Source organism: Lysinibacillus sp. NPDC092081, assembly GCF_044755845.1.
Lineage (GTDB): Bacteria > Bacillota > Bacilli > Bacillales_A > Planococcaceae > Lysinibacillus.
In genome coordinates, this window is record NZ_JBIVRU010000001.1 from 162,304 (window position 1) to 178,975 (window position 16,672).

15 protein-coding genes, 2 pseudogenes and 2 riboswitches are annotated in these 16,672 nt (G+C 35.0%); all 17 genes and pseudogenes read right to left on the reverse strand.

Going from position 1 to position 16,672, the window contains the following annotated elements:
- Positions 1-50: 50 nt before the first annotated feature.
- The 17 genes and pseudogenes from ACIQLB_RS00825 to ribE all read right to left on the reverse strand — a co-directional run bounded on the left by ACIQLB_RS00825 (position 51) and on the right by ribE (position 16,025).
- Complete coding sequence (locus tag ACIQLB_RS00825) at positions 51-857, reverse strand: arylamine N-acetyltransferase (RefSeq protein WP_400719824.1); 807 nt, start codon at positions 855-857, stop codon at positions 51-53.
- Positions 844-1,557: a SagB/ThcOx family dehydrogenase gene (locus tag ACIQLB_RS00830; protein WP_400719825.1), complete on the reverse strand. Its 714-nt coding sequence runs from the start codon at positions 1,555-1,557 to the stop codon at positions 844-846. Before ACIQLB_RS00830 ends, ACIQLB_RS00825 begins: the two co-directional genes overlap by 14 nt.
- A 15-nt stretch (positions 1,558-1,572) precedes the next feature.
- Complete coding sequence (locus ACIQLB_RS00835; RefSeq protein ID WP_400719827.1) at positions 1,573-2,793, reverse strand: YcaO-like family protein; 1,221 nt, start codon at positions 2,791-2,793, stop codon at positions 1,573-1,575.
- Positions 2,786-3,556 (reverse strand): hypothetical protein, encoded by a 771-nt coding sequence (locus ACIQLB_RS00840; RefSeq protein ID WP_400719829.1) that lies wholly within the window; start codon positions 3,554-3,556, stop codon positions 2,786-2,788. Before ACIQLB_RS00840 ends, ACIQLB_RS00835 begins: the two co-directional genes overlap by 8 nt.
- Before the next feature lie 84 nt (positions 3,557-3,640).
- Positions 3,641-3,769 carry a hypothetical protein gene (locus ACIQLB_RS00845; RefSeq protein ID WP_400719831.1) on the reverse strand — a complete coding sequence of 43 codons (129 nt, stop codon included), beginning with the start codon at positions 3,767-3,769 and terminating at the stop codon, positions 3,641-3,643.
- A 583-nt stretch (positions 3,770-4,352) separates the two neighbouring features.
- Positions 4,353-5,554 (reverse strand): annotated as a pseudogene (locus ACIQLB_RS00850) (IS110 family RNA-guided transposase).
- A gap of 244 nt (positions 5,555-5,798) precedes the next feature.
- A complete protein-coding gene (locus ACIQLB_RS00855; protein ID WP_400719833.1) occupies positions 5,799-6,308 on the reverse strand; it encodes a QueT transporter family protein in 510 nt (169 codons plus the stop codon).
- 153 nt (positions 6,309-6,461) lie between these two features.
- Positions 6,462-7,217: a 3-oxoacyl-ACP reductase gene (locus ACIQLB_RS00860; RefSeq protein WP_400719835.1), complete on the reverse strand. Its 756-nt coding sequence runs from the start codon at positions 7,215-7,217 to the stop codon at positions 6,462-6,464.
- A gap of 55 nt (positions 7,218-7,272) precedes the next feature.
- Positions 7,273-7,494, reverse strand: a complete 222-nt coding sequence (locus ACIQLB_RS00865; protein WP_049666662.1) for a DUF2829 domain-containing protein — start codon at positions 7,492-7,494, stop codon at positions 7,273-7,275.
- Between the two features lie 168 nt (positions 7,495-7,662).
- Positions 7,663-8,514, reverse strand: a complete 852-nt coding sequence (locus ACIQLB_RS00870) for a GNAT family N-acetyltransferase (RefSeq protein ID WP_400719838.1) — start codon at positions 8,512-8,514, stop codon at positions 7,663-7,665.
- A gap of 20 nt (positions 8,515-8,534) precedes the next feature.
- Positions 8,535-9,098: a histidine phosphatase family protein gene (locus ACIQLB_RS00875; protein ID WP_400719840.1), complete on the reverse strand. Its 564-nt coding sequence runs from the start codon at positions 9,096-9,098 to the stop codon at positions 8,535-8,537.
- Positions 9,099-9,424: 326 nt separating this feature from the next.
- Entirely contained in the window at positions 9,425-10,729 is a 1,305-nt protein-coding gene (locus ACIQLB_RS00880) for a sensor histidine kinase (RefSeq protein WP_400719842.1), read from the reverse strand.
- Positions 10,730-11,239: 510 nt separating this feature from the next.
- Positions 11,240-12,274, reverse strand: a complete 1,035-nt coding sequence (locus ACIQLB_RS00885) for a C45 family autoproteolytic acyltransferase/hydrolase (protein WP_400719844.1) — start codon at positions 12,272-12,274, stop codon at positions 11,240-11,242.
- 132 nt (positions 12,275-12,406) lie between these two features.
- On the reverse strand, positions 12,407-13,852 hold the full coding sequence (locus tag ACIQLB_RS00890) for a spore germination protein (RefSeq protein ID WP_400719846.1): 1,446 nt from the start codon (positions 13,850-13,852) through the stop codon (positions 12,407-12,409).
- A 228-nt stretch (positions 13,853-14,080) separates the two neighbouring features.
- Positions 14,081-14,548 carry a 6,7-dimethyl-8-ribityllumazine synthase gene (ribH, locus tag ACIQLB_RS00895; protein WP_400719848.1) on the reverse strand — a complete coding sequence of 156 codons (468 nt, stop codon included), beginning with the start codon at positions 14,546-14,548 and terminating at the stop codon, positions 14,081-14,083.
- Positions 14,549-14,605: 57 nt separating this feature from the next.
- A pseudogene (ribB, locus tag ACIQLB_RS00900) lies at positions 14,606-15,193 on the reverse strand (3,4-dihydroxy-2-butanone-4-phosphate synthase); the annotation flags it as partial.
- A gap of 193 nt (positions 15,194-15,386) precedes the next feature.
- Positions 15,387-16,025: a riboflavin synthase gene (gene ribE, locus ACIQLB_RS00905; protein WP_400719850.1), complete on the reverse strand. Its 639-nt coding sequence runs from the start codon at positions 16,023-16,025 to the stop codon at positions 15,387-15,389.
- A gap of 143 nt (positions 16,026-16,168) precedes the next feature.
- A riboswitch (FMN riboswitch) is annotated at positions 16,169-16,294 on the reverse strand.
- Positions 16,295-16,497: 203 nt separating this feature from the next.
- Positions 16,498-16,623, reverse strand: a riboswitch (FMN riboswitch).
- Positions 16,624-16,672 lie beyond the last annotated feature (49 nt).

Here is a 16,672-nt window from a genome sequence, read left to right on the forward strand (position 1 = left end):
GTTTATTTCATTAATTGGTTTATAAATTAAATTAATTACATAAAATATATCTAATCACTCACCTTCACTTTTTCGAGATTTATAAAATATTTGATGTATTCCTCACCTACTACATTAAAATTATTGTCTATTATTTTTTTGAACTCGTCTTTGCTTCTAGCGTCAAAATTTATTTCTTCTATCTTTTTCCCTTTGTGGAATACTTTATAGCAATCGTTAACTATAAACAAAAAAGTATCTTCATCTCTCCATTTATTTAGATATAAATTTTGAAGAAAAGTATTATTATCCTTTTTCATGAATTCTTCCGAAAACCACCAAAATTCATCTTCATTTAGAAATTTCCCATCCCATGTTTTTGCTGGTTCTCCTCCACAAAGTAACACACCGCTCTCTTTTTCTTGAGAATATCTCCATTCAACAGTGTGAGCATGATTAGTTACTATCCAATCACTTTTTAAAGGAAAGGGTTTAAATAATGGGGCCCAAAAAGCAACATCAACATAGTATTCTTTCGAATCACAGCTCACAACTAATGCAAAATGCTCTTCCTCAAATCTTATTATTTTTACCTCGTAGTTAAGATATTGCAAAAGATTATAAAGACCCCATGTTAGATGAATGCATGTCCCTCCATAACCATTATTCTTAATTGAGTTTATATATTGATCTACATCTGAATAAAGCTCTTTTAAATTTTTCTCGGAGTTATAATCGTGAAACATTCTAACTGTATCAAAAGGAATATACAACTGATGATTTAAGATAATCTTAGAGAGTATCTCAAACCTCGTAAAATGAGTCAGCATATATTCATCTATTTTTAATAATTCAAGGTATTCTTTAAAATCTTTCATTTGTAACTCCTTTCTTACCAATACAATATAAATATAGGGGTACTTCATTTAATGGTAGATTAAGTAAGTTATGTAGTTTGTCGTCATAAAATCCACCGATAGCACAACAACCGATATCTTGATGTTCTGTAACTGCTCTAGAAATATTCTGGCCAATGTGCCCCGCTTCGATGAGAGCATACCTATAGCCTCTAGCACCGTATTTATTAATTATGTTTTCCATTCGAGCGGTCATAACAATTACAAAGGAAGCGTTTTGAACAAAACTATTATTATCCGGGAGAAAAGAACTAAATTCAATTGCATCTCTAATATAATTAAGTTTCGCCTCATTTCTAATATAATGATATGTTCCTTTCATCGAATGACTAGCGGATGTTAAAACATATATTTCAACTGGATACATCCCTCCCGCTGAAGGTGTTAGTGATTTAATTCCTAACTCACTATTGTCTATAAAGTAACTTTTTTTTAATATTTCTAAGAGTAATTCAAAGTTTAAATTGGCATCTTCATAATTTCTATAAGATGATGTATACGTTCCTTTAACATTTGATACATCACTAAAGTCATTGATATTTAAAGGGTATTTTTTCCCATCTATATCAATGTCGAAATTTCTCCCTGGTGCGTTTAAAATTTGTGAAAGATAATTTTTAGAATTATTATGGTAAAATTCGTAAATGAATGAATCTCTCAAATTAAAGTACCCTCCTTACGGAAATGGATGTGGTTCTAAATTTATTTTCTTTCCTAATATAGAAGCTTTCTCTTGTAACCTTGAACAATTTAATAAAGGTTCATTAATTGAGAGAAAACACAAAGTTGGTATTACAACTCTTACAACAGATACACCCATTCGTTTAACATCTTCGGTTGTAATATCACTAAAATAAATTTCATGCCCTAAACGATTAATATTTTCTATAACATCTATAAACTGCAATTTTTTGTTTTCAAAAGTTATTTTAGGTATCGAATCAGGTAGCAATTTTGATAAGATTTCATCATTTCTGCCTGCTAAATAATAAAGAGGGTGATCATCTAAATTAGAAGTATTATCTAGTTTTTTAGCAATAGGTTGCTTATAATGATGAATCAATTCATAGTAAATCGAAAATCCTCCTAATCCTTCTTCAATTGACTTTCTTATTGTATAAAGAAATTCGAGGCCACTTGCACATCCTAGATAAAACCCTTCCTTACCTTTTACTTTAACAACTGTTAAAATTGACGGTATTTCTAAATCCGTAGTAATATCATAGACTCTTATCTCTAAGTTGCTATTAGTAGCAGTCTCTATTAACTTTTCAATATATGCATCATTAAGTGTAATTAAATCTATTTCCCCTCTTACACCTCCAAGCAACCAAAAGTTTATAAAAGCATCTCTTTCTATACATTCATTAAAACCACTAAGAATTGCTTTGTCTAAATTCTGACCGCAGGCTAATCCTGTAGATATTATGTCCCTTAGAGGTAAATTAGTCGGAGGCGAAGATAAATAAATCAATTCAAACGGAACTAATATTTCTTGATTATTAGCTAAATTTTTAGCAACTACCCAAGCTCTTGGTTCATCAAAATCAACGTCTTGATATAAGGTAGTATTCAGATATTGTTCTTCTGTATATCTAGTAATCATTAAAGGATTAAGAGCTATTTCGCTTATTTCTGTGTATTTTTTATAATATATATCCTTTGCATTTAATTGTTGTTTAGCACAATATCTTTCAATACTTTCGCCAATAGCAGCTGCTTTAGCATGATTTCTATTTATTGAGAATCCAGAACCGCTACTCAAATTACTTTGCTCACTATTAATTACGGCTAAATATCTAAAAAGTCTTGGTGAACCAGGCAAAGGAAGAATTTCGTTAAATGTAGATATAAAACTTGCCCTTAAGTTGTTCCCTTTAATTAATTGTTCAAACATAAACTTCACCTCTACAGAATAAACAATCAGGCATTTGGAACACAGGATATTTGATAATTTCAAGTGCTTCTGTATCTAAAACAATTTCAGTATTAAAACATTGTATTGGCGTTTTTTCTCTACAAAACTTCAATAATTCCTTTTCAATAAGTGGCGCAAAATATGATTCTAAATCCCCTAAACTTTTATTAATTTTAGCGCTCTTCTCAGTTCTACTAACGCGACTCTGGAAGCAGTTGAAGCAAGGTCCCCCATCTGGGAAGAAAATTGGACCCATGAAAATTTTAGAATAACTAAAAGAAAACTTTATCCAGGGGACTTTAATGGTACTTAAGTAATTTTGTACTTGGGGAAAAAACTCACTTTCATCACTATCAATCACTATTACAATGTCTGTATTATCACTATGTATATCAGCTAAATTAGTAATAGATATAACATGATTTAAAGTTGGTATATCAAAAAGTTCATTTAACTTTTTTTTATCTAAACCTTCAGAGATCAAGCTAGCTCTCATAAAAGGTTTGTTTCCAATCATAACTAGCCCTTTATTTTCCAACTCATAAAAAAATTCTAAAAGATCTTGTTCCTCTATTCCTACTATTTTACTCAACTCAATTAAAGGAACTGTACCAGTTAGGTAAGGAAACAATTTATTAAAATTGGACATATCTTCTCCGTCTATTTCAAAACAATCATTACCATTAGTAAATAATAATTTGTCAGGTAAATGTTGGAGTTCACCCTTTGATTGAATATACATATATTTATCACCTCAAAGTTATAAAAAAGTAGCAAATTTATAATATTCGCTACTTTTTCACAATTATTTAATACAAATGTTAGTTTATTTTTTTTTAAGTGGACGAATTTCGCTACCACCTCCGCAACAACAACCTGCTTGAAGTAATTGTAGTGAAGTTTTATTCTCTTTTGTATTCGATTGAACATCTACACTTTTAATGTTTAATTTCATAATAAACACCCCCTTTGACATTATTATACTAATTTTCAAAATATTTTCAACAACTATTTTTAAAAGTTTCTGAAAAAAAATAATATTCTATATATTATATATGTACCTGTTAGGTAAGGAAACAATTCAATAAAACTGGACATATTTTTTTCGGCCTATTTCAAAACACTCTTTACCATGAATAAATATAAATTTGTCAGGTAAATGTTGGCGTTCACCTTTGATTGAATATACATATATTTATCACCCCAAAATTATAAAAAAGTGGAAAATTTATAATATTCGCTTTTTTATAATTAGTTAGTTTATTTTTTTAAGAGGGCCATTCACCACCAAGTTCATGCCAGGAGCACAAAAAAGAGAAATCGAACAGCGTCGATTTCTCTATAATATCAGCTAGTTGTGTCCCAGCCTCTTTCTTACGATTAGTCAACCTTATTTAAAGAATAATTTATATTTTTATGAGTGTGAAGTGGTGAGGGATATCCCTCACCACTTCACACTCATTTTTAGATACGCCAAAAAGACCTGACGATTTTTATTTTTTTCGAAAGGTCATTATGATATAGTTCTATGTAGGTGATTACGATTTCTGAGCTGGTAGTGCGGACTCATAATCGTAAAGAATGCCACGCGTCAGTAACTTATTGATGCAGGCGATGATCGCAACCTTATGAGGCTTCCTCTGAGGTTGCTTTTTTAATTTGTAGTAATAGTCCACAAAATGATTCGGTTTTCCTTTAGCCATAAGCATGGCGCACACCATAAAATATAAAATCTTCCGTAAATGTTTGTTTCCTCGTTTATTAATCCTGTCTCGATATTGCGTATTCCCAGACTGGTACCGCATAATATCAATGCCTGCGTAAGCGTTCAGTTGTTTCGCATTTTGAAAGCGGCGGATGTCACCAATCTCTCCAATTAATCGGCACGCCGTTGAATCGCCAATCCCAGGAATCGAACGAAATACTAAATATTCTTTTCTTCCTTCCGACAATTGCACCATCTGTTTCACAAGCGCATCTTTCTTCTCTAGTAAATCCGCAATGCGAGCTGCGTAATCTCGTGCTTGATCACAACGAATATCTGTGGGTTTAATCGCTGGATAACTATTTTCAGCTGCTTCTAATAATGTAATAGCTTTAGCCTCCGCACGCATTTGCGTTAATCTTTTTCGCGTATTGACCTTTAAACGATTTTTAATAATCGTTTTTGAATGGGCCTGTAAAAGTGCGGGGTGCGGATATAGTTGTACAATATTTAAAAATAGTGCTGAACTCGGTGTAATCAGCTTTTCTAATTCTGGAAAACTCAACTGTAAAATGGCATGCATTCTACTTTTGAGTAAAATGATTTCTTCGTCAATTTCATCGTAATAACGAGTCAGTGCACGCATCTGTTCATAATAATCGTCTTGTATGTACGTTGTTTTGCGTTCCATTTTGAAATGTGTCTTCGCGAGTTCATGGGCATCACTGATATCGGTTTTATTGCGACGCATCGTTGCCATCTGTAAATTCGTTCAAGTGGATTCATGCGGCAGTATACATAGCCGTAATCTTTGAAAAACGCTTCAACAGGTTTTGAATAGATGCCAGTTGCTTCAAATACGATATCTGGCGCTTGTCCATCTTGCTTTGTCATCTCTTCCATTCGTTCGTGTAATCGCTCGAAATCACCCCGTGTATGATGCAGCACACCTTCAAATTCACATTGGCGGTGACCATCATAAATCGCCACTGTACTTTTTCCTTTACTGACATCTAACGCAATGACATGTTTCATCTTATTCTTCTCCTTTTGACCAATCATAGAAGCCTTCACAGTACCTTATCGATTCCACTTTCTTATACACGATCTCTTGGACCCAACATACTAAACTGATTCATATAAGGGCATGAAGTTAGCCGATTGACTCACAAATGGTCCCAGAGGCTGGTCGGCTTTTCTTCACTTCTACTATAAAAAAATAGTAGCACAAACCATGACCTTGGTTTGTGCTACTAATGTTAGTATGTTTTACTTTAATCTATTTCGTCAAATCAATTTTTTTATTTAATAAATAAACAGTCATACCACCAACAGTCATGGATAGCAATTCTCCAACACCTACTGTAAACCAGGTTGCCCAAAACGGAAGATCATAGAGAATTGTTAATTGTCCTGCAACGGTGAACATTGATATAGCAAAAATCAATGCAGTTATAACCATTTTCATAATATCATTTGTTATATTTTTCGTTACTTTTCGGCAAAGAATTAAAACGAGAAATGTCGCAATTCCACCAATAGGAACATCTAATATCCACGTTGGTGACATGAAATTTGCGAGTACTACTCCTAGAGTCACTGCTAACACATAGCGCTTGTTGTATAGTGCCAGGTAGTTAAACATCTCCGACAGGCGTAGTTGAACTGCCCCAAAACTAATGACTGACAATAAAACAGTTACAGCCACATATAAAGCTGCAACAAGTGCCGTCTTTGTAAGTTCGGTTACAGAAGTACGGCTAGAATCTTTTACAATAGATGTATTCAATTTTATTCTCCTTTGTAAAATAGCATATTCGCTATTTTAGTAATAACTACGGCCAAAGGAAGAGAGCTTTTCGCCCTATCTGAAGTGCCGCAGTGCAAGCTGAATTTTTGCTTACTTGCGTATTATAGCAGAAGAATTTACGATTGAACAATACTATTTAGTAAGCCATCCGCCATCAATCGGTATAATGGCACCGTGTATATAATCAGCTGATTGACTAGCCAAATAAAGTGTTAAACTTGCCACTTCACTTGGTTGGGCCCAGCGTCCAGCAGGCGTTTCATCGGCGACCCATTTTGCAATTGCACCATCACCTTCAAAATCCGCTTTGTTCATCGGTGTTTGAATGGCTCCCGGTGCAATGGCGTTGGCACGAATTCCTGCACGACAATAATCTAAGTCTAACTGCTTCGTATAGCCAACAATTGCATGTTTAGACGCTGTATATGCCGCACCTCCACCGCCGGCAACAAGTCCAGCAATAGATGCCATATTAACGATTGTGCCAGATTTTCGTTTAACCATATGGGGTAATATCGTATTTGTCACAAAATAAGTACCTTTTACATTGGTATTCATAATTTTATCCCAAAGCGCCTCATCTGTATCAAGCGTTTTAGCAAAGCCATCTAAAACGCCTGCGGTATTTAATAAAATATCTACTTGCTCAAATATAGAAATCGCAGCTTCAAATGCTTGCTCTACATCGTTCTTATTACATACACTACCTACTTCATAGGCAAATTGTTCAGGAAATTGGTTATGTAGATTTACTAACCCTTGCTCATCTAAATCAAACCCGAATACACTCGCCCCATTATTTAAAAATGCAATAACTTGGGCTTGACCAATACCTGAAGCAGCCCCCGTTACAAATACCGTTTTACCGTTATATTCTTCAAACTTCATATATATCTCTCCTCAAAAAACAAAGAAACCACCTCATTTGAGATGGCACTTTCGATTAATTGACAATTATCCAATCTTCCGCTAATAGATCACAGACTGTCGGTGTGAACATTGTATAGCCCTCACCACGTACATTAATTAAAAAATAAGGATTCAAAGCCTCGCCGTCATGTTCGCTTTGTCCAACAAGCTTCACATACAATTCGGCACCGCCCCAACCTTTACGAATTACTTTTTCTCCCGCTTTTAAGCGTGGTAATATCTCTTCAAACGTCATTTAAATTCATCCTTTATTTACATTCTTTATCGGATTAGTATACTGGAATTCTTGGATGTTTACAACCTGGTACAAATCCAAATAAAGATACTAGCTCTCAAGCAAAACTGTTCCATGCTAACATTGACATTTCAAGCCTTCCCTAATTTTCTCTACTCACCTCACAAACTATTGATCCATTTTCTTTTTCATTTGCACTTGCTCTGTCCTCACTTCTAGCCCAATTTCCATCAAATAGCTCGTAGCTGGATTGCTTGCTAAAAAGTTAACTGTGGCTAAATTTACTTTATGATTTGTAATGCTTGCGATAAAGTGTGGAATATGTTCTACATTGCCATTCTCCAATAGCTCTAATTGATAAAGCACTATGTGGTCGATGGCTCCATCCTTATCCCATACTATTCTATATAACATATAGCCTATCGCTTCATTATTCTCGTTGTAAAAAACTTTAGCTTCACCTTGTTTATTACTTTGCCAGCTACATTGCCAAGGAACATCTTCCTGATAAAAAGATAAATGTGATAGCTGCTCTGGTCTAATAGTTTCCACATAAATTGTGGCTTGCTCCTCTACTCTTGCTTCATATTCGCCACTTAAAAATAGCAATTGATTTGTAATTGTATAGCCATACTTCTCATATAACGCAATTGCTACTTTATTCTCTTTTATAGCTTCAAGCGTTGCAACTTCCACATTCTCTCTTTTATAGATGGCGATGGTTTCTTCCATTAATACACGAGAAACACCTTTACCGCGATAGTCTGGAGAAATGCCTGTTCCGCCATTCCAAGAGGTTTTCATACCATCTATTTGTCTGAAGCCATTTAATACAATACCCACAGGATTATTATGATCAAATGCGACGATTGAAAGCTCTGGCGATAGTCCTTCTCCAACGAGTCGGTTTAAAAACATTTCTTCATTCATTTCTATTTGTACAAAATACCCCTCAAAGCCTTTATTCCAAGTTTTTAAAGTTTCCTCTAAAGTGCACTGTGAGACCGTTTTTATGTCCATGCTTTTCTCCCATCCTTATTTTAATTTGAGCTACTACCAAGAAGAGGTAGCTCCTCTAAAGTTAATTTTTTTATTATTTCATACCCGTTTCCTGGACCTTTTGGCTTAACAATAACCATTCCCATGTTTGTAATCCCTCCTAATCCAACACTTTCAGGAAAGCTATGGGCAATGATTACTTGATTCATACCCTGCGGTGGCGTTCTTTCTAACATCGATTGCAGATTTGATAATATATTTGTTTTTTCAACGATAGGAATGTTTCCACCCAATTTGTAAATTTCATACCCCATTGGATCAATTTGAATATGGGCATAAGGAAATGCGAGCTGTGCCGTTTCAATTGTTCGACAAAAAGGACTTACGACAATCGGTGAACTGATTGGAATTTGTAGATAGCGTAGCATTTGTCCAAAGTAAATAGCTTCCCTTCGCCCAACTTCAGACAAATTTCTTTGAGTAAAACAATCTTGAAAATTTAAATTTGGCTGATCTCCCCCGACAGTTGCTTGGCCATGCCTTGCATACAAAACGAATCCACCCTTTTTCAATAAATCAAGGATTGATTTATCCAAATATTTCATCCCCTCCTAATAGAATACCATGTTGATTATTAGTAATATATGAAATGAATTGCTCAAAAAATGTAAATATGAAAGTTAAAACAGCTTTTTTGCATAGTGAAGGAGTTACTTCATCGGTAGAGCAGCTAAATTAACCGTTAATTCCTTTATTTTGCCGGTGGAACTTACCATTTAGCCACTAGATCCTTTTACTTCGCCGCTAAAACTCCCCTTTTAGCCGGTAAACCCCTTTACTTCGCCGCTAAAACCTTTTATTTAGTCGGTCGAGACTTCAATCAATAAAGATAAAAAAACTTCCTACAATTTTCTGTAGGAAGTTTAGAAATTTACTTTATTGGAATGGTTACTATTGCTGTTGTCTCTAAATGTTTGGATGAATCGATAGAAATTTGACCGTCGTACTTATTAACAATTTCATTCACAATAAACAAGCCCTGGCCTCTTATTTTACCAGATTCTGGTTTTTTAGTGGAAAATCCTTGCTTGAATATTTGACCTGCTTCTACAATATTTGGTCCGGTATTTGTAACCTTAAATTCATATTGCTTATCATCCGCTTTGCAGCAAATTGTAATTTTTCGTTGCTCTTCCGGTAATTCATTTGCCGCATCAATCGCATTATCTATTAAATTCGACAAGATTTTGATTAAATCCGTTGTTTTAATTTTATTAAATGCATCTGGTGAGACTGAAAAATCCATATCAATATTATGATTTTGTGCAGTCAGTTTTTTCGTTTGTAATAATATCGCCAAGCCAGGATGATCAATATTTAATTTGAGTGACTTAATTGCCTGAACCTCTTTGGATAGTGAATATAAATATTGTTTAGCCTGATCAGGTTTGTCTAATTGCAGAAATCCATGCAGTACTTGTATGTGATTTGTGAAATCATGTCTTAAAGAGGACACGGAAGTGATTAAAGTTTTAATTTCTGCTTGATATGTATCTTCTGTCGCTCCAACTTCCTTCGCTACTTCTTTTTGATACCATCTCTGTAAGAAGAAAACAGAGCCAATCACGATTAAAATAAGTACACCATTAAAAATAAAGACTAAAAGATTGTCTTCGATCACTTTTCCCTTAATGTCATTTAATGTGGCTGCACTAATATCAATTCCTATGTATGCAATAACCGCCCCTGTTTCATCCTTAATCGGTGCACCAACAGTTAAGTAGGAGCCATGTATAGAATCTTGTATTACATCTGTTGTAAATGTTTCTCCATTATAAGCTTTTTGCACTTGTGTCTCGGGTACTGTACAGTCCATTCCGATATAAAAGCCTTTAACTTCACTTGGTAAACCCATAATCATTGCTTTGGATACCTTTGGATTATCAATCTCTAATGTATAAACAAATAAGGCACCTATTTTTACTCTTGCATCGTTTAAGTAGCTTCTTATTTGCCAATAATACTCATTTTCCTCGGGGTTATCTAAAAATTGTTTGTACGCCTCTACATCAATAGTAGATGCGATAGAAATAGCCGCTTTCAGACTTTGGTTCGCTATTGACTCTTCTACTGTCTTTTTCATTTTTATATAAGATGTAAAGATGTTTAAACTTGTAAACAGTACTAATAAGAGAGTTGATAGTATTAAAATTAGTTTTATTTTTCGTGTTTTCATACAAACTGGTACTTCCTTATCTATAGACATGAATAATGCCTTAATTTAGTTGGGCTTGGCTTTCGCATTAAATACAAAAATCGTTAGCCGAAGTTAACATCATGTCACACTCTCTACTGGGGAAATGATTCAATCCATTATTGTAAACTTCTTTTTTATGGTTGTTCAATTATGCCTCAGCATAATTACTTCCGGAATCAGCTTGGGTAAATGCATACGATTCAGGATTCTTCGCCTCTCTAAATAACAATATTCGTTCTTATCTTATCATCCCAAGAGAGTTTTGACTATTACCAACCCACATTCTATCGCCACTTACTTTTTGGGCTATCTCCCTCCCATTATTGACGTTGGAGAAGTCTGTCTGGAACTGATAAAATGCTAAAACAATTTTTATTTTTCGAGCGAAACATCGTTCTAGTCGCAACCATTAGTTTAATAATCCTTCTCTAGAAAGTAAACTAAAAAGGAGAAGAATTTTTATCATGCCCCCTCCTTATTCTATATTGCTTATTCCATTCCATCTTTGTAGTTTAAATCAATCCAACCTTTTAACCTTTTAGGAAGCGTAAGAGCTTCGTTCAAATAATCTTTAAAAGAAATTGTTATCGGTTCTGCATCCTCTCCTATTCCAACGATAACTTCTAGAAGCTTTGGCGAATAAACTATGGTATGCAATGTGCCAAAGTACTCTTCATAGTGTTTGAAAAATAACGGAGAATTTCCATTATTAAAATGTCGGTATGCAGCGATTGTAGTCAAATTCTTTTCTATTAAATTATTTATAAAATGTTTTCGATTGACGGACCCTTGAATGTTTTTCTTATTTTTCTCTTTCATACTCGTTGCTTGAAAATGATTCGTACAAATTAATGGATTTTCATATCTTAATTCCTGCTTTTGTGGGGAAGCTTCTACTACTAAAGATTGACCACTTTGATCTGTCATTGAGTAATTGTAACAATAGCCATGTGGGAGTTCTGTAATTAATTTAAGTGCTTCTTCAATATTTTTACATTGTTCTAATAATATTCGGACAATCGTTGGAGCAATAAAGCCCTCACCATGGTACTCATTGTTGACAAAATGCAGACCGACAACTAACCCGCACTCATTCATCCCATCAAGTCTACCGATAATTTGTTGGCTAAATCCAACACTTGCATATCCATTCATTGGATTAGAAAATACAAGTCTTGCATCATACAATGTTGGACTAAAATCATAGTTTCTAATATAATTTCCATCTAGCACAAAAGATGTACAGCCCATTTCAGGAAAGGTAATATTATAGCCACTATATATATCAATGACAGAATCCAGCGTTTGAGCTAATCCAACGGCCAATCCTTCCATTTCTTGCAAAAGACTAGGGGAATGAAATTGTAGTAGTTGTTTTGCCATTTGGACATTTATAAAATTCAGAGATTCATTCTGTATTGGATGAGAAGTTGACAGTAGTTCTTTACTTTGCTGAAGCCCAATTTGATAGTAACTGCCTCTTACATTTATAACTTCTACGATTAATTCTTCATAAGATCTCATTACTTTTCTCTCCTTACCTACTGTAATTGGTTTTCTATTTTCATCGTAAAGCTTCAAGTAAATATAAGGTCAAGTGAAAAAAAGGCAAAAAAGATCAGGCCTTTAAAAGCCTGATCTCTACATGCTAAGTATTTATTTTTTCCTACTTGATGTCTTTGTATCATCCTGTGCATTTAAAAATTTCGGTCTCTTACGATAACCTGAAGGAGATAGGCGAACTAAAGATCTTTTAATGTCCTGCCAATCTAAATCTGCTCCCATACTTAAGTAAGGAACACCTAATACACGTAAATTTGCAGTATAAAGAAGGATGAAAAACACCGAAACAAAGAATCCAAATAACCCCAAAAAGGCAGATGCTAAAATGATGATTAACCTGAGAATACTCATTGCGGTTACAAAAGATTGATTGACGAGTGTAAAAGCCGCAATACTTGAAGTAGCTATAACTACAATCATGGCAGGGCTTGTAACACCTGATTTAATCGCTGCATCTCCAATAATTAATCCCCCGACAACACTTATTGACCCACTAATGACATTGGGTAGATGTATATTTGCTTCTCGAAATAATTCAAACATAAAAAGCATCATTAATATTTCAAGAATAGTTGGAAATGGGAGCCCCATTCTTGATTCAACAACAGTTGCCAATAGGATGAATGGCAATTGTTCTTGATGGTGGGTCGTTAGTGCAAGCCAAAAACCTGGTAAAAGTACACTAATTAAGATAGCTACTATTCGCAATATACGCTCCATAGAACTTACAATAATCGGATACTCATTATCCTCACCCGATTTAAAAAGTAACATTGAATTAGCAGGAGTAATGATGGCATACGATACACCATCAACTATGATGATAATTCGTCCTCTACCTAAAGCTTGTACAGCATAATCAGGGCGTCCAGTATAATCATGCCTAGGTAGAATTTTTGCACTCTGCCCAATTCTTTCCATCAATAAATCCCCACTAAATATAATATCCGTATCGATTCGTTGCAGCTGTAATTTAATTTCCTCAAGCATCTTTTGATTTACGACATCTTCAAAATAAAGTACAGCTACGGTTGTTTTGGATCGTTTACCAAGTTCATAGGTCTCAACACTTAATGAATTAGTAGGTAATCGTTTTCGCATTAAAGCAATATTGATAAAGACATCCTCAATAAAATCATCTCTCGGACCTCTTACAACTAATTCAAGAGTTGTTTCTTTAGGCTCCCGATTTGGTTTTTTAGCGATATAACTTGAATACAGCAAATTCATATCTTCAAAATAGAGTAAAACATGTCCTTTATAAACTCTTGTGATGGCATCATCTTTACTTGATATTTTCTGAAGATGGGGAACGCGTAAATTGTTTTGTATATGTTCTTCTAACATTTCCTCCGAGGTTGCAGTAAATAATGATTGAACTCGTTGCACAATAACGGTCTGCAGTAACCTCTCACTAATCATCGCATCACATTTTATCAAATGTACTTTATGTTGCTGAAAGAAATACTCTTGGAATATCACATCAGCAGAGCGTTGAAATAGTGACTTCAAAGATTTCAAATTTAACTCTTGTTCCATTGATGATATATTCCTCATCTCCTACTGAGCCAGCTCCAAATTAGTACATTTATGAGTAACAACATAGATACACTTACGGATATTTTCCCCATACTTTTAAAAAATATTCAAGAATACTTGATGTATCAATTATGCCTCGGCATAATTGCGTCCGGAATCGGAAAGGAGTTAAAATGCTTTCTCAGAATAAATCACCTATGAAATTTTCATACTATTATTAAGAACGATTTATCCAATCATCTTCTTTAAATTTGCCATTTCAATAGCAGACATTGCCGCGTCATAACCTTTATTTCCTGATTTAGTTCCTGCACGTTCAATCGCTTGTTCAATATTTTCAGTAGTAACAATGCCAAAAATAACAGGTACATTTGTAGTTAATGACACATTGGCAATTCCTTTTGCTGATTCATTACATACATAATCATAATGTGTTGTTGAGCCACGGATTACTGTACCTAATCCAATAATGGCATCATATTTCTTTGTTTCAGCTAACTGTTTTGCGATGAATGGCACTTCAAATGCACCAGGAACCCATGCTACATCAATCGAATCCTCATCCACACCATGACGCTTTAAACCATCTAATGCACCGTTTAATAATTTGCTTGTAATAAATTCGTTGAAACGACCCACTACTACTGCTATTTTTAAATCCGTACCAATTAATTGTGCTTCAAATGTTTTACCCATTGTTCTTTTCTCCTTTTATATAGTCATTTTATTTTCTTTCATTATTTGTTGCTGAAGATATGTTGCCAATGCTTCAATTGAAATCATTTTTAAATGATGTTGTGTTGCATATTTAACAAGGTCATTAAAGCGTAGCATTTCGCCATTGTCCCCCATAATTTCACAAATAATGCCCGCAGGAATACTATGACACAGCTTGGCCAAATCAATTGTAGCTTCTGTATGTCCTCTACGCTCTAATACACCATTTTCCTTTGCAATTAACGGGAATACATGGCCCGGTCTACGAAAATCCGCAGCTTTTGCTTGTGGCTCTAGCATTTTTTGTATAGTCATTGCCCGTTCAAAGGCGCTAATTCCAGTTGTTGTGTCTACATGATCTATACTAACGGTAAATGCCGTTTGATGATTATCTGTATTAATATTAACCATAGGCTTTAATGCTAATTTTTGTGCAAGCTGCTGTGAAATCGGTGTACAAATAAGACCTCTCCCATAGGTCGCCATAAAGTTAATCGTTTCAGGTGTCATAAATTCCGCAAGTGCTAGTAAGTCCCCTTCATTTTCTCGGTCCTCGTCATCTACTACAATAATCATCCTACCTTGTTTTAAATCCTCTATTGCTTCTTCAATTGAATGTAGCAATATCGCCACCTCCTGTTCTTAAAGTGTTATTAGATCAATTATGCCTCGGCATAATTGCGTCCGGAATCGGCTTTGTGCTTAGGCCTGCGTGAGGGCCGACACGATGTCGGTTATTTCGGTAGTGCCACAGGACGTGGCGTTCTTAGACTGAGTTCCTCTATTTCAGCAGATGTTTGGACTTCGCTGAAAGAAGCTAAAATCCGTTTTGTGCTAAGAAGTCTCTTGAAATGGTCGACGGTTCCTGTCCACGCTTAAGTTGATGCAAAATGTATTTTCCAACTAAATCAGTTTCTACATTGACGAGATCACCAATTTTCTTCTTACCTAAAATGGTTTCCTTGTAAGTGTGGGGTATCAGGGATACTGTGACACTGTTTTTTCCGACATGAAAAAGTGTTAAGCTAGTTCCGTCAATTGTGATGGAGCCCTTTGGAATACAGTAGCTCGTTAACTCCGTTGATAGTTCAATATCAATATAGACAGCATTTGCTAATGGCCGCTTGCGCAATATTTTCCCTACTCCGTCTACATGTCCGGATACAAAATGACCACCGAAACGCCCATTAGCTGACATAGCGCGCTCTAAATTTACCGGATCTCCAACTGCGAGCTGCTGTAAATTTGTTGCGCTCACTGTTTCAGGCATTACATCCATCGTTAGCTCTTGTTCATTAAAATGTATCACTGTTAAACAAACACCATTGACCGCTATACTGTCCCCGAGCTTTACATCCTCTACCATTTTCTTTGAAATAACGGTGATTTTCATACTTTGTCGATTGCTTTGCATGTTTTTTACGGTGCCAACATCCTCAACAATTCCTGTAAACATTTTTTCACCTACTTTCATTCATTTAATAATTTCCGTTCAAACAAAAAACCCCTTAGATTAAAGGGGTTTGGGAGTTCATATACATAAGACGCGTCAGCAAATAAACCTCATGGATATAAATTTTTTCCATAGGCTGTCATCTCATCGTTCTTCTCCCATCCAGACTGTCACTGTCGGTTTTGGATTTGCACCAAATCAGCTTGCGCTCACGGACTTTGAATTACTTCATCACCGCCGATTGGGAATTTCACCCGACCCCGAAGAACTACTGCTATTCAATTTTTCAGCTAAATAAATCCATTTCGCCTTGGCGTAATTGCGTCCGGAGGCTTTATTTTCATTCAGTAGGTGTTTGGACACTTACTGAATGAAAATAAAAAACTACTTCCCAACTAAACGATGGGAAGTAGTTAACATAAAAGCATAGTCAAATAAACCTTATAAACTCAAACGAATTTAAAAAGCTCACACTTTTACCCTTCTCCCATCCAGACTATAACTGTCGGTTTTGGATTTGCACCAAATCAGCTTACGCTCACGGACTTTGAATTTCTTCATCACCGCCGATTGGGAATTTCACCCGACCCCGAAGGATATTTTATTTAGCTATTTCTTACGATAACACTATTTTATTTTATTATCCAGAT